General features: G+C 45.3%; 27 protein-coding genes and 1 pseudogene. 8 read left to right on the top strand and 20 right to left on the bottom strand.

Annotated elements, in window-relative coordinates:
* Positions 1 to 485 precede the first annotated feature (485 nt).
* The 3 genes from GCU48_RS03465 to GCU48_RS03475 all read left to right on the top strand — a co-directional run bounded on the left by GCU48_RS03465 (position 486) and on the right by GCU48_RS03475 (position 4,645).
* Positions 486 to 1,943 carry an RtcB family protein gene (locus GCU48_RS03465; RefSeq protein ID WP_152379063.1) on the top strand — a complete coding sequence of 486 codons (1,458 nt, stop codon included), beginning with the start codon at positions 486 to 488 and terminating at the stop codon, positions 1,941 to 1,943.
* Position 1,944: 1 nt separating this feature from the next.
* Positions 1,945 to 3,225, top strand: a complete 1,281-nt coding sequence (locus tag GCU48_RS03470) for an ATP-binding protein (RefSeq protein ID WP_152379064.1) — start codon at positions 1,945 to 1,947, stop codon at positions 3,223 to 3,225.
* Between the two features lie 262 nt (positions 3,226 to 3,487).
* The gene (locus tag GCU48_RS03475; RefSeq protein WP_152379065.1) at positions 3,488 to 4,645 is read left to right on the top strand and encodes an MFS transporter; all 1,158 of its coding nucleotides are present in this window, start codon (positions 3,488 to 3,490) and stop codon (positions 4,643 to 4,645) included.
* A 103-nt stretch (positions 4,646 to 4,748) separates the two neighbouring features.
* Here GCU48_RS03475 and GCU48_RS03480 read toward each other — a convergent pair whose 3' ends face one another.
* From GCU48_RS03480 to GCU48_RS03490, 3 genes are read right to left on the bottom strand one after another with little or no spacing between them, the layout of a single operon-like run.
* Positions 4,749 to 5,501: an amino acid ABC transporter ATP-binding protein gene (locus GCU48_RS03480; protein WP_025718074.1), complete on the bottom strand. Its 753-nt coding sequence runs from the start codon at positions 5,499 to 5,501 to the stop codon at positions 4,749 to 4,751.
* 14 nt (positions 5,502 to 5,515) lie between these two features.
* Positions 5,516 to 6,184, bottom strand: a complete 669-nt coding sequence (locus tag GCU48_RS03485; protein ID WP_010347341.1) for an amino acid ABC transporter permease — start codon at positions 6,182 to 6,184, stop codon at positions 5,516 to 5,518.
* A gap of 41 nt (positions 6,185 to 6,225) precedes the next feature.
* Complete coding sequence (locus GCU48_RS03490) at positions 6,226 to 7,077, bottom strand: amino acid ABC transporter substrate-binding protein (protein WP_152379066.1); 852 nt, start codon at positions 7,075 to 7,077, stop codon at positions 6,226 to 6,228.
* Positions 7,078 to 7,411: 334 nt separating this feature from the next.
* Here GCU48_RS03490 and GCU48_RS03495 point away from each other — a divergent pair.
* A pseudogene (locus tag GCU48_RS03495) lies at positions 7,412 to 7,960 on the top strand (MFS transporter); the annotation flags it as partial.
* A gap of 146 nt (positions 7,961 to 8,106) precedes the next feature.
* Here GCU48_RS03495 and GCU48_RS03500 read toward each other — a convergent pair.
* Entirely contained in the window at positions 8,107 to 8,364 is a 258-nt protein-coding gene (locus GCU48_RS03500) for a GlsB/YeaQ/YmgE family stress response membrane protein (RefSeq protein WP_025718080.1), read from the bottom strand.
* A gap of 295 nt (positions 8,365 to 8,659) precedes the next feature.
* Between GCU48_RS03500 and GCU48_RS27640 the strand changes: the two genes are divergently transcribed.
* Both GCU48_RS27640 and GCU48_RS03510 read left to right on the top strand, forming a co-directional pair.
* Positions 8,660 to 8,923, top strand: coding sequence for a YkgJ family cysteine cluster protein (locus GCU48_RS27640; protein WP_244316243.1), 264 nt, complete (start codon positions 8,660 to 8,662; stop codon positions 8,921 to 8,923).
* Positions 8,924 to 8,959: 36 nt separating this feature from the next.
* A complete protein-coding gene (locus tag GCU48_RS03510) occupies positions 8,960 to 9,916 on the top strand; it encodes an acetylxylan esterase (protein WP_152379068.1) in 957 nt (318 codons plus the stop codon).
* A gap of 145 nt (positions 9,917 to 10,061) precedes the next feature.
* Here the strand turns inward: GCU48_RS03510 and GCU48_RS03515 are convergent, their stop codons facing one another.
* Positions 10,062 to 10,385, bottom strand: a complete 324-nt coding sequence (locus GCU48_RS03515; protein ID WP_152379069.1) for a DUF3817 domain-containing protein — start codon at positions 10,383 to 10,385, stop codon at positions 10,062 to 10,064.
* A gap of 150 nt (positions 10,386 to 10,535) precedes the next feature.
* Here GCU48_RS03515 and GCU48_RS03520 point away from each other — a divergent pair, with 150 nt between their 5' ends.
* The gene (locus GCU48_RS03520; RefSeq protein ID WP_152379070.1) at positions 10,536 to 11,540 is read left to right on the top strand and encodes an LLM class flavin-dependent oxidoreductase; all 1,005 of its coding nucleotides are present in this window, start codon (positions 10,536 to 10,538) and stop codon (positions 11,538 to 11,540) included.
* A gap of 347 nt (positions 11,541 to 11,887) precedes the next feature.
* Here the strand turns inward: GCU48_RS03520 and GCU48_RS03525 are convergent, their stop codons facing one another.
* The 14 genes from GCU48_RS03525 to GCU48_RS03585 form a co-directional block, all read right to left on the bottom strand.
* Positions 11,888 to 13,474 carry a cellulase family glycosylhydrolase gene (locus GCU48_RS03525; protein ID WP_152379071.1) on the bottom strand — a complete coding sequence of 529 codons (1,587 nt, stop codon included), beginning with the start codon at positions 13,472 to 13,474 and terminating at the stop codon, positions 11,888 to 11,890.
* Positions 13,475 to 13,870: 396 nt separating this feature from the next.
* Complete coding sequence (locus GCU48_RS03530; RefSeq protein WP_025718093.1) at positions 13,871 to 14,122, bottom strand: hypothetical protein; 252 nt, start codon at positions 14,120 to 14,122, stop codon at positions 13,871 to 13,873.
* A 188-nt stretch (positions 14,123 to 14,310) separates the two neighbouring features.
* Positions 14,311 to 14,892, bottom strand: a complete 582-nt coding sequence (clpP, locus tag GCU48_RS03535; protein ID WP_152379072.1) for an ATP-dependent Clp endopeptidase proteolytic subunit ClpP — start codon at positions 14,890 to 14,892, stop codon at positions 14,311 to 14,313.
* Between the two features lie 20 nt (positions 14,893 to 14,912).
* Positions 14,913 to 15,686, bottom strand: a complete 774-nt coding sequence (locus tag GCU48_RS03540; RefSeq protein ID WP_152379073.1) for an RNA polymerase sigma factor — start codon at positions 15,684 to 15,686, stop codon at positions 14,913 to 14,915.
* Positions 15,687 to 15,894: 208 nt separating this feature from the next.
* A complete protein-coding gene (locus tag GCU48_RS03545) occupies positions 15,895 to 16,815 on the bottom strand; it encodes a DUF2167 domain-containing protein (protein ID WP_152382096.1) in 921 nt (306 codons plus the stop codon).
* A gap of 468 nt (positions 16,816 to 17,283) precedes the next feature.
* A complete protein-coding gene (locus GCU48_RS03550; protein WP_152379074.1) occupies positions 17,284 to 18,321 on the bottom strand; it encodes an IS630 family transposase in 1,038 nt (345 codons plus the stop codon).
* 305 nt (positions 18,322 to 18,626) lie between these two features.
* Positions 18,627 to 18,815: a hypothetical protein gene (locus GCU48_RS03555; protein WP_152379075.1), complete on the bottom strand. Its 189-nt coding sequence runs from the start codon at positions 18,813 to 18,815 to the stop codon at positions 18,627 to 18,629.
* Between the two features lie 139 nt (positions 18,816 to 18,954).
* Positions 18,955 to 19,104, bottom strand: a complete 150-nt coding sequence (locus GCU48_RS26745) for a hypothetical protein (RefSeq protein WP_167518639.1) — start codon at positions 19,102 to 19,104, stop codon at positions 18,955 to 18,957.
* Positions 19,105 to 19,108: 4 nt separating this feature from the next.
* Complete coding sequence (locus GCU48_RS03560) at positions 19,109 to 19,573, bottom strand: hypothetical protein (RefSeq protein WP_152379076.1); 465 nt, start codon at positions 19,571 to 19,573, stop codon at positions 19,109 to 19,111.
* Between the two features lie 191 nt (positions 19,574 to 19,764).
* On the bottom strand, positions 19,765 to 20,454 hold the full coding sequence (locus GCU48_RS03565; protein WP_152379077.1) for an Imm3 family immunity protein: 690 nt from the start codon (positions 20,452 to 20,454) through the stop codon (positions 19,765 to 19,767).
* Between the two features lie 24 nt (positions 20,455 to 20,478).
* Positions 20,479 to 20,967, bottom strand: a complete 489-nt coding sequence (locus tag GCU48_RS03570) for a deaminase domain-containing protein (protein ID WP_152379078.1) — start codon at positions 20,965 to 20,967, stop codon at positions 20,479 to 20,481.
* A gap of 107 nt (positions 20,968 to 21,074) precedes the next feature.
* Entirely contained in the window at positions 21,075 to 22,316 is a 1,242-nt protein-coding gene (locus GCU48_RS03575) for an IS110 family RNA-guided transposase (protein ID WP_152379079.1), read from the bottom strand.
* A gap of 131 nt (positions 22,317 to 22,447) precedes the next feature.
* The gene (locus tag GCU48_RS03580) at positions 22,448 to 22,666 is read right to left on the bottom strand and encodes a hypothetical protein (RefSeq protein ID WP_152379080.1); all 219 of its coding nucleotides are present in this window, start codon (positions 22,664 to 22,666) and stop codon (positions 22,448 to 22,450) included.
* An 11-nt stretch (positions 22,667 to 22,677) separates the two neighbouring features.
* A complete protein-coding gene (locus GCU48_RS03585) occupies positions 22,678 to 23,454 on the bottom strand; it encodes a recombinase family protein (RefSeq protein WP_152379081.1) in 777 nt (258 codons plus the stop codon).
* Between the two features lie 177 nt (positions 23,455 to 23,631).
* Between GCU48_RS03585 and GCU48_RS03590 the strand changes: the two genes are divergently transcribed.
* Positions 23,632 to 23,841, top strand: a complete 210-nt coding sequence (locus GCU48_RS03590; RefSeq protein ID WP_061828714.1) for a helix-turn-helix domain-containing protein — start codon at positions 23,632 to 23,634, stop codon at positions 23,839 to 23,841.
* Positions 23,842 to 24,360: 519 nt separating this feature from the next.
* Here the strand turns inward: GCU48_RS03590 and GCU48_RS03595 are convergent.
* Positions 24,361 to 24,984 carry a helix-turn-helix domain-containing protein gene (locus tag GCU48_RS03595; RefSeq protein WP_152379082.1) on the bottom strand — a complete coding sequence of 208 codons (624 nt, stop codon included), beginning with the start codon at positions 24,982 to 24,984 and terminating at the stop codon, positions 24,361 to 24,363.
* Positions 24,985 to 25,430: the final 446 nt, after the last annotated feature.

Genomic DNA, 25,430 nt, shown 5'->3' on the forward strand with positions numbered 1-25,430 from the left:
CTGTAAATGATCAACAATATCTGAATATTTGAATATTTAGTACAATAACAGCTTTGGACCAATTGAAATATGATGTTACTCACACTTCACTATGAATAAATTCATATCTTCTCTCCATGCTTCTGCCTTTCAGGGTTGACAGCTTCCACAGGTTTCCATTAACATAACAATTAACTTTAGGAAAAGGGGGCCGACAGACATGAATACAACCACATATTTGAATTTTCGTCTCATCGGCCCCGTTCGGGCGACATGATGGGTGATATCACGCTGTCTGACGGTGTGATTAACCAGGCTTTTTTATTTTTTATGCTATTGGAAGAATAAGTTATTTTACGTATTTATGATGTACAGATCATAAATGTAATGACACTTTCGGTGCAGGAAGCCGTAGACGACAAGTCTGCGGCTTTTTTTATTTTTTCAAATTCTAGTTTATGCAGGATTTAATTCATTTACATGAAGAAGGGAACTACACCAATTATATGAATATACAACATACCCGAGACTCGTCCTTCCAAGAAGGGCCATATAGCCATCTGATGAAGCTTCCAGCAGGTGATTTGACCGTATATGCTTCTCCGCAGCTTTTCTCCTCGCTCGATTACAAAGTGTTCGAGATGGCTAATAACAATTTACAAATCCCCGGTATCCGCTATATGGGATACACACCGGATGTACATGTAGGCGTCGGAACCTGCATTGGTACAACGGCTGTATGGGGAATGGAGGACGGGTATGTATCCCCCTCCATCGTCAGCAGCGATATTGGCTGCGGCATGCGTGTCCACCTGACCAATATGCACAAGGATGCCCTAAAGGAAACCAAGCTGCGCCGCAAGCTGGTCAAGACCATCGACCAATACCTGCCGATGGAAGCTCACCAGCGCGGGCATTATTCGGATATTCGACTGGAGCATATTGTACGCAAGGGCCTGCATGGCTTACCCAATAAATATATTCCGGATAGATACACACCCAAAAAATCCACCTCGCTCACCCATGTAGAACACAGTAAGTTCTCATTTGACGAGGAGGTACTGAATCTCGTCGAAGATCGCACGTGGCACCGAGCTCACCGACAGCTTGGCACGCTAGGCGGCGGCAATCATTTCGTCGAAATACAGGCGATTGAAATTGCGGAAGAAAACCGCGAAACAGCCGAAGCCTGGGGCATGTTTGACGGTCAGGTGGCCGTAATGATCCATTCCGGATCACGGGCTTGGGGTGGAGCCATCAGCCAGACCAGCTCGTCTGCCATTGCCAAAGCAATGGGACGTCTCGGACTCGGCACCTCCGACCCAAGACTGGTATTCGCACCGCTGGATCATCCCGAGGCTGTACATTATGTTGATATGATGTATTCTGCGCTGAACTATGCCGTGGTGAATCGGCATCTGATCGCCTATTCCGTACGCGAGGCCTTCCGCGATGTCTTTGGTACAAGGTGCGAGTTGCGTACCTTGTACGATCTGATGCACAATTATGCTTGGAAGGAATCTCATCCGGAGCACGGCAGCGTGTTCGTACATCGTAAAGGTGCTACACGCGCACTCCCGGCAGGTCATCCCGACAATCCGCGACCCTATCAGACAACCGGGCACCCGGCCCTGATTCCAGGCTCTATGGGTACAGCCTCTTATATTATGGTCGGTTTGCCGGGCGGTCAGGATAACTACCACTCCATTTGCCATGGAGCGGGCCGTATTCGTTCACGGTCTGCGACCAAACGGCTCGTTAGTGTAGATGATTTTGCCGGAGCGTTGGGTGTAGGGACAGACGATGAGATTGTGGTTAATCAGGCATCGCTGGAAAGCATTCTCGACGAATCTCCGCAAGCCTACAAAAATGTAGATGATATTATTGAAAGTGTCACCGGGGCAGGACTCGCAGCTGTTGTAGCCAAATGCAAGCCGCTGGCCGCCCTGAAAGGAGCCAAATAATTTGAGTATAGACATCCCTGCTATTTACCAATTTGATGAACATACAGATGGGCGTATTACCGGCTATGCCGCTTATGCCCGTCTGATCGACGGCATCAGCGAAGCACTATATAATCGCTATGGCATAAAATATGAGCTGTATGCCAGTGATGATCCCAATATTGAGTATTGGGACTTGCTGGAGGAGGACATTCGTTCAGGCAGCCCGGAGCTGGAGCATGTGGCACGGGTCTTTGATCGTTTGGAGGAACGCACCATCCAATATGACGATGACGGTCCGACTCCAGAATACGGCGTGCATCTGTCGATGCGTAATAATGTGTTCGCCTATCCCAAGTGGGGCATCGCGCTGGCGCGGGTTCCCTTCTTTCGTGAGAATGGCGTATATAATGAAGATTACGTATTTGCGACAGGCGATCAGGAGTTGCAAAGCTTCCTCGCGGGAGTACGCGGTCGTGAACGCAAGCAAAATATGAAGCGGGTGACCGTGTTTACCGATACAAGCCGTGGGCTTTCCCGGCAGGCAGAACCCATTACCCGGGCGATTACGCGGGAAGACGTTATATTAAAAGCCGAAATCAAGCGAGATATTTTCCGTTCACTCGATCAGTTTTTTGAAGCAGATCGCACCTTCTATCAGACTTATAACATTCCTTACAAACGCGGTATACTGCTGTACGGTCATCCGGGCAACGGCAAAACGACACTTGTAAAATCAATTGCGAGCAGTGTACCGGGGCCGGCAGCCTACTGGCAAATTACCGAGTACACAACCAGTGAATCGGTCAAAGAGGTATTCGAGGCGGCTACCCGCCTAGCTCCGATGGTGTTGGTCATTGAGGACATTGATTCCATGCCGCAAGAGGTTCGTTCCTTTTTCCTGAATACGCTTGATGGTGCCACCTCCAAGGAGGGCATCTTCCTGATCGGAACGACCAATTATCCTGAAAAAATTGATCCTGGTCTGATGAACCGGGCAGGTCGCTTCGACCGAGCCTATGAAATCAGTTTGCCTGACGAAGCGCTGCGATTAGCATATCTCAAGCTGCGCAACTTCCTTGTTTTTGCAGGAGAAGCAGGTACGCAGAAGGCAGCGGCGTTGACCGGCGGCTTTTCGCTGGCACAGCTCGGAGAGCTGTATGTCAGCGCTGCGCTGGAATGGCACGAGCATGGAAAAGCAGATATCGAGCTGATACTTAAAGACATGCGGGGCGAGCTGGATAAGAGCCGCAAGCAGGACTGGTTAAAAAATGCGGCCGAAGGACGAGTTGGATTCTTCTGATTTATCCTTTCATTTCCTTATAATTAAATTTATGGTATGTTTATAAACAATAAAGTATCGAAAGGATGACCTTAAGCCAATGATCTACTAATCCTATTCCACCAAAGAAAAAAATCGTAATCTTACGAATTTTCTGGATAGGATTAGTGTAGGCTTTGGGTATTAATGATAAGAGCATTGCTTCTTTGACGGGAGCAGTGTATCTTCTTGTTCGTACGTCTACCTCCTATCCAGAAATCAATGGATAAGGAGGTTTTTTTGCATGAAGAGAATACTTGGAATCCTAATGATTAATATCTTCATCGTTATGGTGGGCGTTGGTTTAATTACCCCCATCCTGCCAGAACTGATCATTGAATTTGGTGCCAGTGGGCAGGCGATCGGTTTATTGGTAGCAGCCTATGGCATAACGCAATTCCTGCTCTCTCCCCTGACTGGACAGCTGTCTGATCGATATGGGAGAAAAGTTTTTATCGTCGTAGGTGTTATTGTTTTTGCTGTGGCTAAATTTATCTTTGCTGTTGGAGATGAGCTGTGGATGCTGTATACCTCTAGACTTCTGGAAGGAGTGGCAGCAGCCCTGATTGTTCCACCCATGATGGCGTATGTAGCGGATATTACAACAACCGAAGAACGCGCCAAAGGGAACAGCCTGCTCGCCGCAACCATGTCATTCGGATTTGTTATTGGACCTGGACTGGGTGGTCTTCTTGCAGGATACGGAACGAGAGTGCCGCTTTACGCAGCGACAGGTGCTGCTATAGCTGCTGTTATTTTTTCAGTGTTTTGTTTGCCAGAAAGTTTATCGAAAGAGCAAATGAAAGCAGCGCGGGCAAGAATTATTCAGAAGGAATCTATTTATAAACAATACGCGAGATCGTTGAAGTCAAAATATACGATGCTCTTTGTGCTTGTCCTGGTGATGACCTTTGGACTCGCTAATTTTGAATCTGTTCTTGGTTTATATGTAACGAACCGTTTTCAATTTTCACCGCAAAATATTGCTGTCATTCTGACCGCAGGTGCTGTGATCGGAGTCGGTATGCAAGCATTAGTTGTTGCTAAGATAATCAATAAGTTTGGTGAAAAAAGGGTGATCAAAGGATCGCTTCTTTTCACCTCAGTTGCTTATATTTTATTTCTTTTCGCCAAAGATTTTTGGAGTATCTTCCTTGTCACTTCCCTTATTTTCTTTGCCACAGCTATGCTTCGTCCAGCTCTTAATACACAATTATCGAAGATGGCAGGGAATGAGCAAGGTTATGTAGCCGGTATGAATAATGCCTATATGAGTGTCGGGAATATTTTAGGCCCTACTCTAGCAGGATTTTTATTTGATACAAATTTGTTTGCTCCATTCATAGCAGGCTGCTGTATTCTGTTGATTATTTTTTTACTTACATTAAAATTGAATAAATGAGTAAAAGGCAGCTACTGGTGCGAGGCTTTATTTTTCAATGCCCGGCTGTAGCTGCCTTTTTATTCAGTCTAATCGCTTATATTTAATAAACACCCTAATGCCTTTATTCCGCTTCCCCGCTCAAACGATTCAAAAACTGAATAGCTCGTGGACTGGTGGGATGCTCCAGAACCTCATGCGGCGTACCCTGCTCAACGATTACACCCTGATCCATCAAAATTACATGGTCGGCAACCTCGGCTGCAAATTTCATTTCATGTGTGACAATGACCATCGTCATCCCTTCGGCAGCCAGCTGCTTCATAACCTTGAGCACCTCGCCTACCAACTCGGGATCAAGCGCGGAGGTTGGCTCATCGAACAATAGCACTTCCGGTTCGACCGCCATTGCCCGGGCAATACCGACACGTTGCTGCTGTCCTCCCGACAACTGATGCGGATAGGATTCCGCTTTATCCGCGAGTCCCACCTTTTTTAGCAACTCCAATGCACGTTTGCGCGCCTCGTCCTTGTTCTTTTTCTGAACCGTGACTTGACCCTCCATCACATTTTGCACTGCTGTCATATGCGGGAACAGGTTGTAGGATTGAAACACCATACCTGTCCGCTTGCGCAATGCCAAAATGCTTTCTTGCCGCAGCTTCGTTCCTGTGGCAAAATTGAGGGCTATATCCCCTACTTGGATCTCCCCCTGATCAGGAACCTCCAGTAAATTCAAACAGCGCAGAAGCGTTGTTTTTCCAGAGCCGGACGGACCGATGATCACAAGCACCTTCCCTTTATCCAGTGTCACGTTAACACCCTTCAGCACTTCCAGCGAGCCGAACGATTTGTGTATATTCCGAATTTGGATCACCGGTACAATCTCCTTTATCTAACGGAAAAACGGCTCAGTCGCTTTTCCAAATAATTTTGCAGCACAGTCAATATGGTACTAAACAGCAGGTAAATCACTCCCGCCTCGGTATACACCAATAACGGTTCATACGTAGTGGCTACAATCTGGTTAGCCGTTCTGAACATTTCTACGTAGGTGATGGTCGCAGCCAGTGAAGTATCCTTCACCAAGCTGATGAATGAATTGGCGAGTGGAGGTACAGATACACGGGATGCTTGCGGAAGCACGATACGCCGCAGCACTTGCCAGCGCGTCATCCCCAGGGAGTATCCGGCCTCCCATTGACCTTCCTGAATGGAAATAATGGCCGCTCGCATAATTTCAGAGCTATAGGCCCCCACGCTGAGCGTAAAGCCGATCACAGAAGCAATGAACGGATCCAGTGTAATACCCACGGAAGGTAAACCGTAGAAAATAATATACAATTGCACCAGCAAAGGCGTTCCTCGAATCACCCATACATAGAAGCCGAAGATCAGCTTGAGTATTCTCCATTTGGACAGCCGGGCTAGTGCAGTAATCAGTGCCAGCACAAGTCCCAAAGCAAAGGAGATCAGGGTGAGCGGAATCGTAAAAGAAACCCCTGCTTTTAGCAGAGGCAATAATGAATCCATAATGATTTGTATCTGGCGTTCATCCATTGTACAGACATCCTTTAAAAAGATAGGTTTGTGAAGCATTATTACTTAGATACGTCGGCTCCAAAATATTTCTCGGAAATTTTTAGGTACGTACCGTCGGCCTTCATGTCAGCCAGCGCTTTATTTACTGCCTTGATCAAATCTTCGCTGCCTTTATTGAAAACAGCTGCGCTATGTGAAGCGTCAGCGGACTCATCCACCTTTTTGATAGGAGCATCAGGCTTTTGCTTTTTCAAATCGAGATAGGATAATCCGTCATTGACGGTCGCATCCACCCGTTTGGATGTCAGCAGGTCAATGGCTTGGTTGAATCCTTCCGTTGCTACAATTTCCGCACCGTTGCTTTTCGCGATTTGAGTCAGGTTGCTGGTCAGGGATTGCCCGGACTTTTTACCTTTCAGATCAGCAAATTTTTTGATGTCCGTATTATCTTCGCTCACGATCAGAACTGCCTTGGAGACAATGTATGGATCGGAGAATTCGTATTTTTGCTTGCGCTCATCTGTAATGGACACTTCATTGAATACTGTGTCGAACCGCTTGGAGTTCAATCCCGCGAAAATACCGTCCCATTGTGTCTCGATAAACTCCGGTTGGACACCCAGACGTTTGCTCACTTCAGTCGCAATATCGACGTCAAAGCCTGTCAGTTTTCCAGTAGCATCATGGTAGGAAAACGGAGCATAGGTTCCTTCCGTGCCAATTCGCAGCTTGCCGCTCGCTTTTACAGATTCAAGCGTGGCTGTAGCGGTTGTATCTGCTTTTCCACTGTTAGCTCCGGTATTTCCGGTCGCAGCATTATTCGTATTAGCGCCTTTATCATTGTTACCGCAGGCCGAAACCAGCAAAGCCATCACGATAAGTATAATCGGCAAAAAGTTAAATTTTTTCATGTTAACCACACTCTTTTCCTTTTTCTTGATCACCTAGCACGTGGCTGGCTCATTGAATAGTACATCATTCATTTTTGCACGTCAATGCTTTTATCCAATAATCCCTATGTACAAGGTAAGTTATATCATATTTGTACTCCACAGCTCATCCTAGGTTGACTCATTCAGAAGCAAGCTATTCATGTACTCAGCTATCACAGCAACTTTCTCTGTACCTTTACACCCGTGATTTCGTATAATAGGTTTCAAATGGAAGTTCTGTCCTATTTACCTCAATTTTAATTGTGAGAAATAATACATACTGCATTTTACGAATTGCTAACGGAGTGTGATTATGGAAACCCAAAATTCAACCCTATTCGCCACCTCATCTGACGGAAAGCACTCAGCCTGGGCTACCTTTACTTCGCCTCTAAGGCAGTCCAAAGCCTTCACCCTGCTGTGGCTTGGACATTGGATTGCTATGCTGGGAAGCTCCGTCACAACCGTTATTTTGCCACTGGTCATCTATTCCCTGACAGGTTCAACTACGATCATGGGATTGGCGATGACTGTCTATATGCTGCCTAACGTACTTATTTTGCCCTTTGCCGGGATGATTGTCGACAGAATTGATCGAATCCGCCTTCTTTTGTTTGCGAATATTGCCCGGTTCGGACTCATGTTCGTTGCAGCGGTACTGATGTTTACTGACGGAATGAAAATGCCGTTTCTGTTCGTTGGACTTGCATTATACGGATTGATGGATGGTATCTTTAACCCGGCTTATTCAGCCTTGCGGGCTCAGGTGTTCACACCGGACATTCGCAATGCGGCCAACGCGCTCAGTCAGATCAGTATACAAGCCGTTCGTCTGCTTGGTCCCCCGTTGGGTGGCTTCATTGGGCGCTTTCAATAAGAAACGGATACCCTTATCCAAAATAAAAGAAGCTGCTCGCAAAGGTTCACTTGACGAACCTTTGCGGAAGCAGCTTCTTTTATTTTGTCCTTTTGCCTCATGGAGGCTAATCTATTCAATGATTCATAAAGTTAGCTTCTGCTCCGTCCAACGGAGCGGAAGATCAAGCTTACGATCACAACCAGCACAATCGCACCAATCAATGCAGGAACGATGTAGAATGATCCGATTTCAGGACCCCAGTTCCCCAGAATCAAGCTTCCCAACCATCCACCGATAAAACCCGCGATGATATTGCCAATTACACCACCCGGAACATCACGACCTGCGATAATTCCTGCCAACCAACCAATAATACCACCAACAATCAATGCCCATAACCAACTCATTTTACGTCACCTCGTTTAAGTTTTTATCGTTGTGTTCTATTATTAACCACTCGAACTCTTTTTGAACACACTGAGGACAATTGGTTAATATTACCTCATAATGGCACGCTGATTTAGGGACTTGATACCATCTTACGTGTCTCTCCGACGATTTATGCCCCTTGAATGAAAAGTGTGTCTATATGCAGTTATCCTTGTATTCCTGCTTTTTTTGTGCCATCCTCACATTATGGCTTCATTGAAGTCACTTCATGCATAGGTAACAAAAATAACAGATGATAAGGAGTGACCCCAACTGGAGTGTCGAGTCGGATGTGCCGCATGCTGTATTGCTATTACGATTTCATCCCCTATTCCCGGCATGCCGGATGGAAAACCAGCTGACGTTCCTTGCCCTCAGCTCACTTCGGATTACCGTTGTCAATTGTTTGGCAAACCTGAGCGTCCAGCCGTATGCAGTGGATTTCTTGCTGATGAGGATACGTGTGGAAACACCAACGATAAGGCATTTGAGCTGCTGAGAGAGCTGGAGGAGTCCACTTTACCGGATAGAGCTTAAGGAATAATTCATTCTATATGAAGGAGAACTTTTATTATGAATGTTATTGAAAAAAGAATTGCCGAATTGACGGAGTATCGACCGGACCTCACTACCCCGAAGGATATGGATTTATTCTGGGACAAAATGTTGGAAGAAGTACGCGCTAAGCCTATACGTGCGTTCAAAACACCAGTAGACACGCCGTATGCCCATATGCTTGCCTATCGGGTTACTTTTGAGGGGGTGGATGATACGCCACTGCATGCCTGGTATGTACGCCCCCGATTTGCCGGAGATCAAAAGCTGCCGTGTATCGTTCTGTTTCATGGCTATACTGGCGGAAAGGGCTATCCTGAAGATTATTCCTCCTGGCTGATGCTTGGCTTCGCTGTATTGGCGGTAGATGTACGTGGTCAGGGGGGAGAAACGGGAGACCGTCTGGATGATCCTCACGGTACGGTTAAAGGCTGGATAACGAAAGGAATATTGGATAAGGATACCTGTTACTACAAAACCATTACGACCGATGCCCTTCGAGCCGTGGATTGGGTGGCAGAGCAGACCGATGTGAATCCAACCCAAATCGCAATCAGTGGCGCAAGCCAAGGCGGCGGACTTTCATTAATGGTGGCGGCGCTCAGCAATAAAGCTGCTGTTACGGTGGCTGACATTCCTAATATGTGTCATATGGATTTTGGCATGATGAATTCCACCAGTTCGCTGATGGAAGCTGCCGAATTCGCCAACCGATTCCCTGAGCACTTGGAGCAGGTACTACATACATTGAGTTATTTTGATGTCATGAATTTGGCCCATCGCATTCGCATCCCGGTGATGGTATCGGTGGGATTTAAAGATACTGTATGCATGCCAGAGACCATTTTCGCCGCTTATAATCGCATTGAATCACCGAAAACGATTGAAATTTACCCATTTACGGGACATTGGGTTGAAGGTTTCCAAAGACGCAAGACAGCTGAATTTTTAGTTAAAACATTAGCACTAAGTTAATTTTTCGATGTAAAAAAGAGCACTACGCCTCAAACGGGACCAGTTCAGCCATCCCAGTTGCGTAATGCTCTTTTTAGTTTAACGAGGGCAGCCCCGCAACTGCAGGCAAGTCCGCGACACTGCTCACCGTATACACCTTCAGATGTTACGATGCAGCTCGCTGTTTGGCTGCCGAATCTCCTGTCCATTTTCGCACCCAAACAAAATCCATAATCATCAGACCAAACGGAATGAAGGATGCAAACATAATAAACAGCGGCCGCCGGATGGGCCAATGCAGCGCAGTTTTGCCATAGATCAAAGCGACGAGGAGGAGCAGAAAGCTCACCCGGTATATATTACCAATCACCATAACCGCCTGAGTCAAGCCCGCAGCTTGCAGCGGCTGGTGAGCGAAAAGTATCGCCAAATACGCTATAGCCTGAATCCAGAGCATGAGTCGGACACGCCCCAAAGGTGTTCTTAACACAAATTTCGTTCCCCTCTCCAAAAGCAAGGATGTTCTCTCATCCTGCACAACCTTCATTATAACGAAAAGGGTCTGAAACTCCAACCTTCCTATTCTAAGTTTTGACCTAATGAGTTGTGACTGATACAGTTGTGTAAGAGGTGATTGCTAATGCTTAAACTGGGTATACTGGACCAGTCTCATATTCCTGAAGGCGGTACCGCTTATGATGCATTATCCAATACAACAGATTTAGCACGTGAAGCTGATCAACTGGGATACAGCCGTTATTGGGTATCCGAGCATCATGCGTCCAAAACACTAGCGCACTCCAGTCCTGAGGTCCTGATTGCGCATTTGGCTGCTCATACATCACGTATGCGTGTGGGTTCAGGCGGCATTATGCTGCCTCACTACAGCGCGTATAAAGTCGCTGAAAATTTCCGGCTGCTGGAGGCGCTCCATCCAGGACGCATCGACCTGGGAATAGGGCGTGCTCCTGGTGGTTTGCCGCTGGCTACCCGTGCTTTGCAGGAAGGCAAGTACCAATCCGTCGAGCAATATCCGCAGCAGATTCTCGATTTAATCGACTACTTCCATGATTCCGTGCCTGACAATCATCGTTTTGCCGGGCTTCATGCCTCTCCGATGATACCAACGATTCCTGAAATGTGGCTGCTTGGGTCTAGTGGGGAAAGTGCCAGATTGGCCGCTATGATGGGTGCTTCCTATGCCTTTGCCCAATTTTTCGGCACTCCGGGCGGCGTGGAAGCTACCGCGCGTTACCACGAGCAATTTCAGCCTTCCATCCTGGGCGATAAGCCCCGGTCCATGGCAGCGGTTACTGTAGCCTGTGCGGAAACTGAAGAGGAAGCCGAGCAGCTGGCATCCAGTGCCAGTTTGTATTTCCTGCTGCTCATGCAGGGCAAAGAAATGAGCTCTCTCCCGTCAGTGAAAACGGCAATGTCCTATCCATACACGGAGTTTGACCGCGAGCGGCTGCGTCAGTCCGCAGCATGGCGTGTTGTAGGGACACCTGAGCAATGTAGGGAACAACTGCTAAGACTGGCTGAGCAGTATCGTACCAATGAGCTGTTGGTCGTCTCCTCCATTCATGACTTTGATAAACGTGTTCAGTCCTACCGTCTGCTGGCCAAAGCTTTTAATTTGGCATAAACACGGTTGAACGGACGCAAAGCTTCCAAAACATTAACCCCCCGCCTGCCTGTAATCGCAATAGCGGGGGGTTGTTGTTAAGAAACGGTCCAAAGGGACCGGATCTTCTGTACTATGGAATTAGTTGAGGAAGCTCTTGAGGAGTATTTCAAGTACCACGAAAGTCGAATAGAATATGGTACTTTGGTAGTATATATACCGGAACTAAAGTGTCGATGATTCACTCCTAAAGTTCCATTCTCCATATACCAAAGGCGCATACGCTATACTCCAAATCCTCAAAAGATTGCAACCTAAAGTCCCATATTCTTTACTCCTTCCGAGCTAGCTGAGGCTACGGCCAGATTTTAGGGCTCTATCCCCCATACCAGCTTACCCTGCTGATATACAGTGGCATGATCCCAGTCTGCGAATACAGTTTGGTTAGCACCATACGAATAATCGTTGGTCTCATCAAAATTACTCCAATTCGCAGCATGAATGCGGGGCTGAATTTCTCCACTTTCCCCGCCAGGCTGAATACTTCCTGCTCCATCGGTGAAAGAAACTTCCACATATTTATCAGCCTTGCCCTTCGAATTTGGCAATGTTACAAAAGTCGCTTTTACCTTTTCATTGCCTAGCTTGGCCCAGTCTACAAAAAATTGCTGGGCTTGTTTGCTTTCATCTGTGTAATAGTATCGAATTTTCAGATCACTCAGCTTCACAGCTGCTGTACCTGTATTTTTGACATTAAATTCAGGTCGGATGGCGTTATCCTTAGCATTCGTATCGCCGGTACGATATTGCAGCACAATCCCTTGATTGTCACCGCCTGGTGTACTTCCTCCGTTATCGCCACCATTGTTGCCGCCATTATCGCCATTCCCACCGTTGTCGCCACCATGATTCCCACCATTGTTGCTGGAGCCTTCCAAAATCGCCTGCTTTACAAATTTACCGGAAGCCGATAATTGTGAAGCTGGCCATCCGCCTTTACGGTCCGCGCCAGGCAGCAGTGCAGCAGAGGTCTCATTCTTGTCTGCCAGCGACCAGTTTGCCCAACTGATGCCACGGCTGGCGAGAAAATCAGTCCACACCTTGGCTTCATTCAGGAACGGACCACCGTTACCTGAAGCATCACTTGTACCCCATTCGGTGGCAAATATACCCACACCTTTATTCAGTGCGTAATCGATTCGATCGCGTAAATATTGTCCATGTGTTCCCGCATAGAAATGCACGGTATACATCGTATTCTTGTCTGGAAGTGGATTGTCTGCTGCATCATGTATATCCTGACTCCATGTGCCTGTTCCTACAATAATAATATTGTCCGGATCCTTCGCACGAATGACCTGGGAGACCTCTGCAGCATAAGGTCGAATTTGGTTATTCCAGTTCACATTCCCGTTCGGCTCATTGGCTACCTCATAGATTACGTTTGGCAAATGGCCGTACTGCGTGGCAAATTCATTAAAGAAGGCTTTGGCCTCATTTTTATGAATGTTCGGATCGCCATCCGAAAGAATATGCCAGTCAATAATGACGTACAAGCCCAGTTTCTTTGCTGCCTCAATCGCTTCCTTCACTTTATTTTTTAATGAAGGATCTGAAATATAACCGTCTTCTTCAGTGTACAGCGCAACCCGGAACAAGGAAATGCCCCAATCGTCCCGCAACCATTTCATCGAATCCTCGTTAATCAAATCCCCAAACCATTGCACCCCATGAGAGCTGATCCCTTTGAGCTGTACAGGCTTTCCACTTTTATCTACCAATTTACCATTCTTCACTGAGAGTTGTCCGTAACGCTCCACAGGAGTCGTTCCAGCAGCCTTTGCTGTTTGTGTGTTCCAGTTAAATCCATTCGTTAACGTTAACAGCAATACTGCAGTCAGCATCACTGCAACCTTTTTTGCGATCCTTGGCAGGACCCATTGCCCATTCATCATTTACACATTCCTTTCTCTTAATAAAATGTTATCAGTACGTTGTTATCTGTCTTACGCCCCCCCCCCTTCATACAACAAGAGGATCAGGTCCAACATTCGATGTTACTTACCTGTATATGGATGCTACTACTATTATAGTTAGTTTCATGTTACATTTCGACTTTATGGTGGAAAATGAACTAGAAGTCACGATTTCGGGATATTTATTTGCTTTGTTTGCTACCCCAGCAGACTGGAGGGACAAAAGACTCATTTAACAGCCGCGAAAATTGACGGATTTTAGCTGATATCCAAGAGACTTTTACAACTTATTAACCTAAAAAAAGACTGCATCCCGATGCCTTTAGCTCGGTATAGCAGTCTTGTACAACGTCGTGTATGTGATTGATCTCCTTATTACCCCTTAGCGGCTGCCTGAGGTTCTTGGGTCGTCTGGTCCTTCTTTATGTCGCCGCCATCCGTCACTTGATCTGTCAGTACAGTCTCAGATGAGTTGCCCATGACCTTGTCTATGAGTTGCAGCCAAGGTTCTTCACTGCCTCCACAACTCTCAATATCACCGAGCAGGGACTCTAGCGTAGTTCCTTCTTCTGGCAAATCAATAACTAAACTGTCTTCGTCAACTTGGATGGTGCAGCAGGTTTTCATTATAAATCCCTCGCTTAATTCTTATTTGAGCATGCTATAGGCAAGCTCAGATGGGATCATTCCCATGGATTCGGGGATAGCCTTTTGAATCCGTCTGAAATTATAATCCTATTGCACATCAATTGCAATGAACAAACTTTGAATTTTTTCAGAATTAGCGAGGGATCATATAAAATTTTCAAAAACAGTTAGATACGTGTAACGATCCGATCAACCAAGCCGTAGGCTACCGCTTCTTCAGCCGTAAGAAAGTGATCCCGGTCCGTATCTTTTTCCACCCGCTCCAGCGGCTGCCCGGTATGATCTGCCAAAATACGGTTGAGCTGCTGTCGGCTTTTGATCAGACGCTCGGCATAAATCAACACATCAGAAGCTTGACCCTTCGCTCCGCCCAGCGGTTGATGGATCATAATCTCACTATTGGGCAAAGCCATTCGCTTGCCTTTGGTCCCTCCAGTCAGCAAAATCGTACCAAAGCTCGCTGCCATGCCTGTGCATATGGTAGATATATCATTTTTCACAAATTGCATCGTATCGTAAATGGCAAATCCTGCCGAAATAGACCCACCCGGGCTATTAATATACATCTGAATATCCTTTTCGGAATCCTCAGCAGTGAGGTGCAGTAGCTGAGCTACAATGACATTGGCCATATGGTCCTCAATCTCACCTGATACCATAATAATACGATCCTTTAATAACCGGGAGTAAATATCATAGCTTCGCTCTCCTCGGCTCGTTTGCTCAATTACATAAGGAATGGTGCTCATGGGCGTAAACTCCCTTCTTGTTAAGCGACCATCATTGCCTTGATGTCATGAGACGTATGGGAATTCATCAGAGTACCGGAAGGATAAAAGCGCTGATACAGCACAGAGCCGGCAATCGCTATCGGCTCAGCAGCATCGTTCAAGCTAAGCGCAATCCAGCGCTGTACATCTCCGGCGCGAAAGGCCGCCAAATAAGCTTTAAGCCATTCTCTTTCTCTTTCAAGCGCAGGTATGGATACGGATTCCAGCTTATGGCCCTCCCTGTGCTTCTGAGCAAGTAGAGCGCGTGCTCGACTCAAAGCAGCTTTTACCGCGCCCTCCGTCGTATTCAGCAGCTCTGCCGTCTCCGGGGCCGTATAGCCCCATACATCTCTCAGCACCAGGATGGTTCGCTGCCATGGCGATACATGTGTACTTAAATATTGAAGCGCCAGCTCCAGATCTGGTGTGTAGCTTTCATTACAATACCGAGAAGGCTCCTCATGCCGCTGGGAAAACTCTTTTTCGCCAGAGACAGATAGGCGCTTCTGGGCATTTTGCCTGCGAATATGATCAATCCATCTATTCCGCGCGGAACGGATTAAATAAGCCTCTTTATTTTCCACCTCATCCAGATTCTTCTCAGATTGCAGCATATGCAGGATGGTCATCTGTACCAAATCCTCGGCATCCCATGCTGAACCTGTTAACGAAAGACAGTAGCGATGGAGCGCAGGAAGCACGTTTTGCAATAATTCATCTCCCTTAAGTGGGGACGATTCATTTTTCATCCGTTCGGATATCACAAAGGCCATGTTTGGGGGCCCCCCTTTGCTCAGTCCATTTGTGTTCGGGTGTTTCGTTAAGGTAGACGGAATCGCATCCCCAAAGGATACGGCGGTTACAATATATTTATTGTAGCAAGTAAAACAAACTAAAAACAGATGATTCACGGGGCCTACTCCCACCATGATCATCTGTTCAGGTACATTTGTTAATTTATTAAGTCATGTCAGCTTTGGTTTATGGCAATGTCTCTGTATGTTCGCGGTCATTCGTCTCATCCTGCGCTGCTTCTGATTTTTTTCTACGAAACAATTTTGCGAAAAACTTGCCTATCACACCTAAAACACCTGCACCAGCAGCAAAAATCAGAATGCCAAACTTTTTGAAGAGTCCTGCCAGCAATAACAACAATCCTGCTTTTTTGGCTACCGCCAAGCCTGCTCCCCCCAAAATCAGTCCGGTCAGGCCATATTCGGAAATTTTGTCGGTCGAAGCATCAAACTCCTCGTATCGCTCGCCTGATTTGACTGTCAGCCTGGGTAATATTTTCTCACTCAGAAACTTCTTATCCGCATCCAAATGCGCAGGATCGGATACTAAGATTGCAGAAATATAACCTTGACGGGTGAGCAAACGAACGTTGTAGTTAATCAGTTTCTCCTTGTTCCCATCCTCCGCCAGCATGGACCAGGTTAGATTATGAGTGGCTTCATTATAGAAAGGCTCTACATCCCAGCCCGTTACATAAAGGCGATCACTTTCCGCTTTTTCCTTGTTGCTTTCTTCTGTACCTTCTTTATAGCTATCCAGAATGGCATCTGCGTCGATGTCTTCTTTTTCATCGTCCTTGATATGCCCAAGCTCATAATATTCAAAAACTACTTCCCAATTCTGATTTTCATCTTTAGGAAATATACTTCCAATTTCCTTGCCAGATGGCTTGTCGTGATTCATTTCGCTTACCTTTGCCGTGTTAGCCGCATCTAAAAAAAGAAGCGAAGGATCCAAATCGACCTCAGCCACATTTCCCAAGTCTACCTTTCTGCCGCCCTCTATCCATTTTAATTGTTCATTAGATGAAGCCCACGCGTTACCCCCACTGCATAACACCAGACTAAACGCCACCAGCACGGCAAAGATCGTTTGGCTCCACCTCATTTTGTTGCTACCTCTGTTATCTAGTCTCTTCATCAAAACGCATTACCCCTTTATAAATTCCAAAATCTCCCGTACTCCCAAACCATATTAGCTACTGCTTTATATTTTGTCAATTTACAGAATTAAAGGGAGTTTCTAAGAACTAATACTCATTTTTATACATATGTATGCAAATTTTCTAATCTAATCGAACTGATTTCAGCGTGTTAGGACGAGCAAAAAGAAAACCTGATGAAAGACAAGCACATTTGTGCAAACCTCACTGATAGAGCGTTAGAGTCACGTACCTCATAAAAAATGTCGAATTTCCGTGAATAAAAGAATATGTAATTCACTAAACAAGCGACTATAGTCCTAGTGACTTTATTCCTATTTTTAATCATATGTCATTTTTTTTATTTTAAAAAATGTATAGGCTTACATTGGGGAGATTTATATTAAAATAAGCTATATAAACCGCAATTAAGATTATAACCTGACCAACAGGCGATCAATCGTTTCCAACGGCTGCTTATTGATTCGCTTCATAAACTGGCCGACATGAAGCTTAATCTTGTAGAACTTTTCAAAAAAGACGTTATTGACTACGTCGGATTTAAGCCACAGCCATAGTCCCTCGACCGGATTCAGGTTGGGACTATAGGGCGGTAGAAAGACCAAATGAAGGTGCGGATGTTCTTTCAGAAAAGGTTGTAACCCGGTGGCATGATGAATCCGGCTGTTGTCCAGAATGATAGCCATTGTTCCATTAGGGTACGCCGACAGAAGATCCTGGAGGAAGCGAATAAAAGCGTCCACATCGGCCTTTTCTTCTTCACGGTGATGCACCTGTCCGGTTTCATAGTTAATCGCGGCGAATAACTTGGCTCCTTCATGCTTCCCATACGTTGGTACTTTACGCTGCTTGCCGCGCGGAAACCAGGTATATTGCAGCGCCTGATAGGAACGAATCATCGATTCGTCTTCAAACAGCAGATGATCGATTTTTTCGGCTTCCACCTGCTTTTTAAGCTGGGCAAAGGTGTGCTTACGGAAAACCGCTTGGGTCTCCTCATCAGCTTTGGCCAGTGTATAATAGGTTGCTTTAGTGAAGCTGAAGTTCATGCGTCTAAGCATGGCGCTGATTCCACGCACACTCATCGTAACGTCAAATTTTCGCTTGATCCATTCCGCTACGAGCGGTAGGGTCCAGGTATAGCGAGCTTCAAAGCCTACATCGGCTGGCTGTTGCTGCTCCAGCATAGCGGCTAATTGGATGCGTTGCTCTTCCGTAAGCTTAGGCGGTTGTTCAGGGGAGTGTCCTATTTCCAGTCCGGTAAGGCCCTGCTCTTGGTAGCTCTGCCAATAGATACTGACGGTTTGACGCATGCGACCGAGTAGATCATCGATCTCCGAAAACGTGTGTCCTTCCAGACGAAGACGAACGGCCAGGTATCTTTCATAAAGTCGTTTATCGGCTGTATCTTTCATGGCTTTATTCAGTTGCTCGATTTCTTCGCTCTTCATTTTTATCGCTACCTTGGGTTTGATCTTTCTATTCATTACCCGATTAGGCGATTGGTGTGATGCTGTTGGTTTGTTAATTGCGGTTTATATAACGCTGCTTTTTTACAAGGTTCTCCGTTTTTCGTCTTCGCTCCGCACAGCCGTTTTCCCATTCTTTCACCGCCTAGCCTCATATCATGGGGTATCGTTTCCTTGACCGGGGGAGGGCATTTTGCCTCCAAGCTGTTTATCTATTTATTTTTTGCTGCACATGGACATTCTCTAGCTGTTTTCACTACATGCTCCATATGCTTCTTCATTCGGTTTCAACAATCAAGCTCTGCTAATTGCTGCTTTCTATGCTCCGCCCTCTGCTGCTGATGCAACTGAAATGCCTCCTGTTGTCCTTTTTGAGCGATAAACGTCAGGCAATCAAAGGCTATCTTTGTTAGTTCTGCTTTCGTTTCGATCTCGTGAAGCACCAGTTCCCATAAGAATTCTTCATGTTTCGTCATTGTATTACTTCCTCTTGTGACTGTTGTATTTGGTTGCTCTCGTGGTTTCGTATCTGCTCAGGTAAAATGTCCTTGGTTGTACGTTTGAATGGGTGCAGCGTCTAAGAGCGCCTAGCTGCGTATGCTGTGCTCTGGATTGCTATGCCTTGCGTTCCCAGTATCTGCGCTCGTACTCTTTCGCTTTCAGACGATTCTCCGGCTTCTGCCGCCATTTGCGCCGATATTCTCGTTCATATTGTCTTCTGTATTCCCGACGTGCTTCTAACGCTTTTGGACTCAATGACTTCATTGGCTTATCCCTCCAATTCAGATAACCGTTCCGATTGAACAGCCAGACATCTTGCTGTTTCCTTCATTTCTTCTTCTGCGCGGCGTATCATTGCTACGGCTTCTTCTTTCACTTTTTCAAGCTCTGTTTGTTGTCGAGCCAACATATTTTCGTTATAGGCAATCTTCTCCTTCAAAACAGAAGCCTCAATCTCTAAATCGTTCATCTGCCGAATCGCTTCCAGCCTTGCATGACCGTATAGCTGATCTGCTAACGAGGTCAGACGCTCTGCTTGGTCCAGCAACTGATGGACTTTTGTCATTACCTGTACATCCGTTCGTCCTGATTGTTTCAGCTTGTCTGCTTGGTTTCTTAACTCTCTGGCTTGCTGGTAATGCCCCGCAATTTGTGTTCTAATCGCTTCATACTCTGCTTGAGCCTGTGCAATTAATCCTGTCTCCTCTACTATTGCCTGTACTTCTTTTGCCATTGGTTTCGTCCTCCTTTGATTTTGGGAATACAAAAAAAGCTCATTCCTACTCATGATTCAAGTTGGAAAGAGCTTTTGAAAGTTTATCAAGTGTTTGTTAATTGTTTAGTGTTTGGTTTGTTGGTTGTATTGTACGATCCTGTTGTTGGGATTGTAAATGGTTACACAAAATTCTTGACAGACCCATTTAATTATAAATTTTTAAGTTTAGATAATACTTCTTTGATTCGGGTATAGAGATCTGACTTCTCGGATTCTGTTAATTGTTGACCGACTTCGCTCAAATCGAATTGCTCTAATTCGCTTTTTATTTTCAGAAATTCCCCTTCTGCCTTAATACCATGTCTGATAAGCAGTTCTGCAAGTGTTGTTTTAACAACAATTCTCTCACTTAATGTACTCCTACATTCACGTTCGAATCGCCCCATTACGTCTTCAATAAGCTCACTTGCATTCTTCATGTCATTAATAATAATCCCAAAGTAGTTTTTAACTTCCTCCTCCATTTCATTGTAGTACCACCTTGTATACGGACTATAATCTACAGGTATACTTTCAATTCCATCTAGTACCATATCTCTTCGTTCTAATATATCCTGATACTCATCTGGAGTTGTTTCAAGTTGCAACTTATTTAAATCCAATGAATTCAATGCATCAACTATCTTCTCTTTTGATTTTATAAAAATTTTTGAATGTGTTAAATAAATCCTTCCTTCTGCGATAAATATTACTGCTTTCTCCATTTCACCTCTTTTCTGCATATCAAAGTATGCCTCCGATGTGCAGACAAGTGCTTCAGCATTACTCATTCTCTCACATTTAAAATCAAAGTAGCTTTCATAAAATGCACCAAATAATGCCTCATAGTTTCGTTTCACTTTTATTTCCTCCCTATAAACCTATTATGGATGAACTAATTCATCACCGTTATGAATTACCTCAATATCAATATTGGGATAATCTTTGTGGAACTTCTCAATGATTCTGCTACAGCTTGCACAGGTATCTAATTCAGTGAATAATTTTATTTTTCCACGAACATTTGATGGATCTGGTAATTTATCTAATCTGGCAGCTAAATCATTTAGAATTTTATACTCCGTATCATTATCTCTTAATCTTATATTCCCGCCTCTATCTGGTGCAAGGGATGCCTCATACTTTGGTTTAAGTGGCTTTAACGAGAAATTAGCGTAGTCTTTTGCCTTGTTATCTCCATTTAAGCTACTGTGTGAATAAAATTCTTTTTTATCTATTCCCTTTATATCTACTTCCGCATAAGCAAAATTTAGCACATCCTTAATCCTATTAGAAAGTTTACTTCTTAACTCTTTAACTCTATCAATAATGTGTCCTTCTGTTGCTAAATTAATTTTTCTCGTTGGAAACACTTTTCCATGCCTTACATTTGGATCAGGTTTACCCTTCCCCTATGTTGTAATCTTAAAATTGGGAATAAAGAAGGTGGTTAATTGAGTTTCCAATTACCACCATTATATCAGCTTGCTTGACGCTCTGTCAGACTTGCCGCCCTATACTCTGTCTTGTGCTTCATCATGCTGTAGATGATGTTTACAAGCCTTCTCATGACGCATATGAGGGCTTGCTTCTTGGTCTTGCCTTCTGCTAGCTTACGCCTGTAGAACTCGTAGAACAAGGGATTACGCAGTGTCTTGTTCTTTCCTTTGGCTACTTGGATTTGCTGAACGGCTAGGTTATGGAAGATGGCATTCAGTACACGATTACCTTGCCCACTGGCTTGGTCTTTGCCCTTGCCGCCCGAACTAAAGCGGACAGGAGCGATTCCGGCAAAACGGGCTAGCTTATCAGCGTTGGAGAAGCGACGAATATCTCCGATTTCAGCAATCAGTTCCGCCGCTGTAACGGTGCTGATTCCGTCCATCGACTCTAGCCTGTAATCAGTCTCTGCCAATACCACCCGAAGCTGTTCCTCGATTTGCTTGATAAGTTCTCGACTTCTCCGCATATCCTTGACCATATTGACGGTGAGGAAGTCTCTGTATTCTTGGAAGTTCCGCTTCGTCTCACCATCCTGCTTCACCAATTCCAGTATTTCTTCTGCCTTACGGGTGGAACATGTGTTATGACTCGCTTCACGTAAATACTCCGCTAGTTCATCCACCCCCACCGTTAACGCTTGATGCGGAGCAGGATACTTCTCCCAAAAGGCAAGGGCGGCTTTACCGTCAATGTCACAAAAGAACTTCTTGTAAGACGGATAGTGATAACTTAATTGTTGGTGCATTTGATTCTTCAAGCCACTAGCATGTTTGACGATGGCATTCCGCCTTGCTACCAATTGACCTAATGTCCAATACAAGTCTTGTGGATTCGCATCCGGCAGTTCATCGAGCCTTGCAAGGAGTACCTTGGCGATACAGAATGCATCCCAACTGTCGCTCTTTTGCGTAGTCGCATGGCTCATTCGTTCACTGTAAGACAATGCTGAATTGACTTCCTTAACAATTTGCTTCTTCTCGACAAGGTGAACGGCTAAGGCTCTGCCGTTGCCGCCTGTATCTTCCAATCCATAAACAGGGGTCAAGCCCTTTGCCGTATGCTTCTTAACGAACTTCATCAGATTATCAAAGGCAGACGGTTTGTTTTCAATCTGGATTTCACCTAGCCGTTCGTTCCAACAGTTGATGATGACCGCTGTATGGTGGGCTTTATGTAAATCCAGACCGACATAGATGTGATACTGCTTGTAATGACTCAAAAGACTTCACCTCTGATTACGGATTCTGTCGTGACATGGGTAAAGAATAGGGGCAACCTCAGTTCAAGCGTTAACCGTTCGGTTCGCAATGGGACGCAAGCCTCTCTATTCCTTGCCTTGAAAGTCACAAGTTATTTCAGTTCAAAAGCCAGATATGCTTTTAACAATTTCAAATGTAGAAGTTCCAAACGTACCTTGTCTTCCAATTGGTGGATGGTTAGCAGTACTTCTTCTGCCATCCGCCGAATATGGTCAAATATCGCATGTTGGCATTGTTCCAATGTTTCGAGTTTCTTGTAATAGCTGTCTTCTTGTTCGACGTAGCCATTGTAGATTTCCATCTGCTCCATGCCTCCACCGCCTATATAATGGCTTGATGAAGCCCATTGGCTTCAATGCCACCATAGAAATAAGTACCTTCGTACAACGGTCGGCGATCAAGGATGCGTTTAATCTGTACCTTTGTAAACTTCTTGCCCTGTTGTGTCGTAAAGCCGTCATCATTCATTTGATACGCTAATTGAGATAATGACCAGTCAGGAAATAATTCCTTGAGTTCAAACAATCGCTGTACAGCGGTGGCTTCATCAAGATTAATTTCGATTGCCTTCTGACCTTTCTTTGCTTTGTAGCCGAACGCCACCCGACCTCCTGCGTAGCCGCCTTGCTGTGCTTTCTTGTTGCGTCCTCGACTTAACTTCATCGAGATTTCAAGCCGTTGGTATGCGTCAAGCAGCTCCATAAGCCCATTGATTAAGAAATCAGATGGGTCTTTCTTGTAGATGCTGTAAGTCGGTTGCTCAATGCTACGAACATCCACGCCATGCTTTTTGAACTCTCGATGAACGAGAACTTTCACGATATCAGACCGCCAGAGACGGCTTGTATTGAGTACGACAACTGCATCAATGGTTTGAGTAGACAGGGCGGATAACATGTCCTGAAAGCCGATTCTGTCAACCTCAAGCGTATCCTCGTCAATCTTCGCTCCACTGATTCCTTCGTCAGTAAAAATGTGAAGTAAGTTCCATCCTTGTTCCTGACAGTAAGAACGGATTTCGTCTTGTTGGTACGATAAACTGTAGCCGTCTTTGGCTTGTCCTTGTGTCGATACTCGAACATATCCGATGACATTCACGCTGTTTCCTCCCCCCACCGTTACGATAATCAGAATTAACGTTACGCTTTAAGGTTTAAACCCTTAAGAGTGTTATATCTGATTCCAATATACCACTCTTAAGCGTATAGTACAATGTGTTTCTGACCATACTGTGCTATACTTAGTGTATTTACGCTTAAAGGTAATGGAGGAACTATGAAAATTCGTATCCGGTTACGAGAGATACTAGCGGAACGCGGTATTTCACAACGACAATTTGCCCTTTCGATGGACATGAGGATTGCGACAATTAATCATCTCTGTTCCGATTCTGTAGACAGAGTTTATATCCGCACGTTGGAACAGATTTGTGAAGCATTGGATATTACCGTTGACCAACTTATTGTCTCAGCAGAAGACGAGTAGGGTTGCATCAACCTCATATGCCTTCTATAAGGCTCGTAGAGCCATGCTACTATTTTCGCCACCCACTTATTGTCAATGCATCAAAACGCCTGTAAAAGCTTCCTTTGCATTTTCAGAGCCATTGAGCGAGCCGTCCGACAGGGCGGAGCGGCGGCGGAACTTCATCTTTGACTCTTGAGTAAAGTATCTATAAAGAGTTATCCGCCGTCTTTACCCTCCGTCCAAAAATCAAGAAGCTCCCCCCGAAATCGCAGACCGCCAACGGCGTGTCTGCTGTTTCTTTTTCAAGTGATTCTTAGCTTGATTCTTCTTGAATTGAATCTTATTTATGATTCTTATTAGTGAGACTATCGGACGGTTCACAACAGACTCTACGTCTACGATTCAGACTCTCTGTCTAGCATTGCCGACTCTCTGTCGAAATCATAGACACAGAGTCTATAGCCTTGATTTCTTGCCTTGAACCGACCGTGTGACGGCTATCTGGACAGAGAGTCCGCTGAAATAAGAGACTCTCCATTATGCTCCGTTGACATCTGGCGGAAATCGCTTGGCAAATGCGGTCATCAGGAACTGCGTGTAACTAGCCAATGTTTCCGTTTCAGCGAATTTGTCCATCGGCAAGCGTCTTTCATGAAGTCTTTGGAGTCGGGCGGTATATGCCATGTAATCGTCACTCTTTACGACTTCCTGAATCCACAGCGTCAGTTCTCTCTCGTTTACCTGCTTCCTCACACTTCCAATGAACTCATGAGTCTTCTCTGACACGAGCAAATAAGGATGAACGTGAAGATAGTTCGGCAGGTAGTACGTATTATTCTTGCTCTGACTCACCAGAATCAGCCTTTTCTCTGCCAGTTTTGCAATATGACGCTCTACGGACTTGGAACTGCATCCTAGATTTCGGGCAATCATCTCAATAGTGGGGTAGCACTGGCTCTGGTCGCTCATATACGCGACAATATCGACGAAAACCAGCTTCTCATACGGACTTAAACCGTAACACCGATGGATTTTATGCGGCAGGATGGTATACCCCTTGTGATGCCCTGTAAAGTTACTCTCCTTGGCAACATCATCCATGTACGCATTAGCGGCCTTATTATTCTTAACGAACCAGAAGTCGTTGTACTTCGTTTTCATCTGCAATTCCTTCCTTCTTGTGCTGTTATACCGCTATCGGGCGGCTATGGAGTAGGGAAGGCGGCTAGCCCGAAACGTCTCCTTACCTGTCTATGTCAACTGGTCGTCACCAGATTTGTTTATTCACGATAACCATCGCGGCAAGTAGTCCATTCGTTGTGGACAATATGCAGATAAGTCCTGACAATATTAATGGTCGGGCTATCCATCCTAGAAGGTGCGATGGTTTAGACAGCTTATCTATCGGGGCGGCGTATTCTACAGTTGCAAGTAAATTTGAAAAAAACGCAAGAAAACGAAGATAACAAAAAACAGGTCAAATATGATGGTATCTAACCATAACCAACCTGTTCAACGTAACGGAATAGCGTTATTTAGGTTATAAAATTAAAGCATTTGATGTGCGTACAACCGAAATGAAGAAATCTTTATACGGGTATTACATG

This window comes from Paenibacillus brasilensis (genome assembly GCF_009363115.1).
Lineage (GTDB): Bacteria > Bacillota > Bacilli > Paenibacillales > Paenibacillaceae > Paenibacillus > Paenibacillus brasilensis.

Excerpts from the sequence above, each read along its gene's own strand:
- GCU48_RS03500 (WP_025718080.1), bottom strand. The coding sequence starts at position 8,364 with ATGAGTTGGTTATGGGCATTGATTGTTGGTGGTATTATTGGTTGGTTG.
- GCU48_RS03560 (WP_152379076.1), bottom strand. The coding sequence starts at position 19,573 with ATGGCAAAAGAAGTACAGGCAATAGTAGAGGAGACAGGATTAATTGCA.
- GCU48_RS03475 (WP_152379065.1), top strand. The coding sequence starts at position 3,488 with ATGAAGAGAATACTTGGAATCCTAATGATTAATATCTTCATCGTTATG.
- GCU48_RS03510 (WP_152379068.1), top strand. The coding sequence starts at position 8,960 with ATGAATGTTATTGAAAAAAGAATTGCCGAATTGACGGAGTATCGACCG.
- GCU48_RS03530 (WP_025718093.1), bottom strand. The coding sequence starts at position 14,122 with ATGAAAACCTGCTGCACCATCCAAGTTGACGAAGACAGTTTAGTTATT.
- GCU48_RS03465 (WP_152379063.1), top strand. The coding sequence starts at position 486 with ATGAATATACAACATACCCGAGACTCGTCCTTCCAAGAAGGGCCATAT.
- GCU48_RS03545 (WP_152382096.1), bottom strand. The coding sequence starts at position 16,815 with ATGAGGTGGAGCCAAACGATCTTTGCCGTGCTGGTGGCGTTTAGTCTG.
- GCU48_RS03520 (WP_152379070.1), top strand. The coding sequence starts at position 10,536 with ATGCTTAAACTGGGTATACTGGACCAGTCTCATATTCCTGAAGGCGGT.
- GCU48_RS03590 (WP_061828714.1), top strand. The coding sequence starts at position 23,632 with ATGAAAATTCGTATCCGGTTACGAGAGATACTAGCGGAACGCGGTATT.
- GCU48_RS03595 (WP_152379082.1), bottom strand. The coding sequence starts at position 24,984 with ATGAAAACGAAGTACAACGACTTCTGGTTCGTTAAGAATAATAAGGCC.
- clpP (WP_152379072.1), bottom strand. The coding sequence starts at position 14,892 with ATGAGCACCATTCCTTATGTAATTGAGCAAACGAGCCGAGGAGAGCGA.
- GCU48_RS26745 (WP_167518639.1), bottom strand. The coding sequence starts at position 19,104 with ATGAAGTCATTGAGTCCAAAAGCGTTAGAAGCACGTCGGGAATACAGA.
- GCU48_RS03490 (WP_152379066.1), bottom strand. The coding sequence starts at position 7,077 with ATGAAAAAATTTAACTTTTTGCCGATTATACTTATCGTGATGGCTTTG.
- GCU48_RS03540 (WP_152379073.1), bottom strand. The coding sequence starts at position 15,686 with ATGGCCTTTGTGATATCCGAACGGATGAAAAATGAATCGTCCCCACTT.
- GCU48_RS03550 (WP_152379074.1), bottom strand. The coding sequence starts at position 18,321 with ATGAAGAGCGAAGAAATCGAGCAACTGAATAAAGCCATGAAAGATACA.
- GCU48_RS03555 (WP_152379075.1), bottom strand. The coding sequence starts at position 18,815 with ATGACGAAACATGAAGAATTCTTATGGGAACTGGTGCTTCACGAGATC.
- GCU48_RS03525 (WP_152379071.1), bottom strand. The coding sequence starts at position 13,474 with ATGATGAATGGGCAATGGGTCCTGCCAAGGATCGCAAAAAAGGTTGCA.
- GCU48_RS03580 (WP_152379080.1), bottom strand. The coding sequence starts at position 22,666 with ATGGAGCAGATGGAAATCTACAATGGCTACGTCGAACAAGAAGACAGC.
- GCU48_RS03485 (WP_010347341.1), bottom strand. The coding sequence starts at position 6,184 with ATGGATGAACGCCAGATACAAATCATTATGGATTCATTATTGCCTCTG.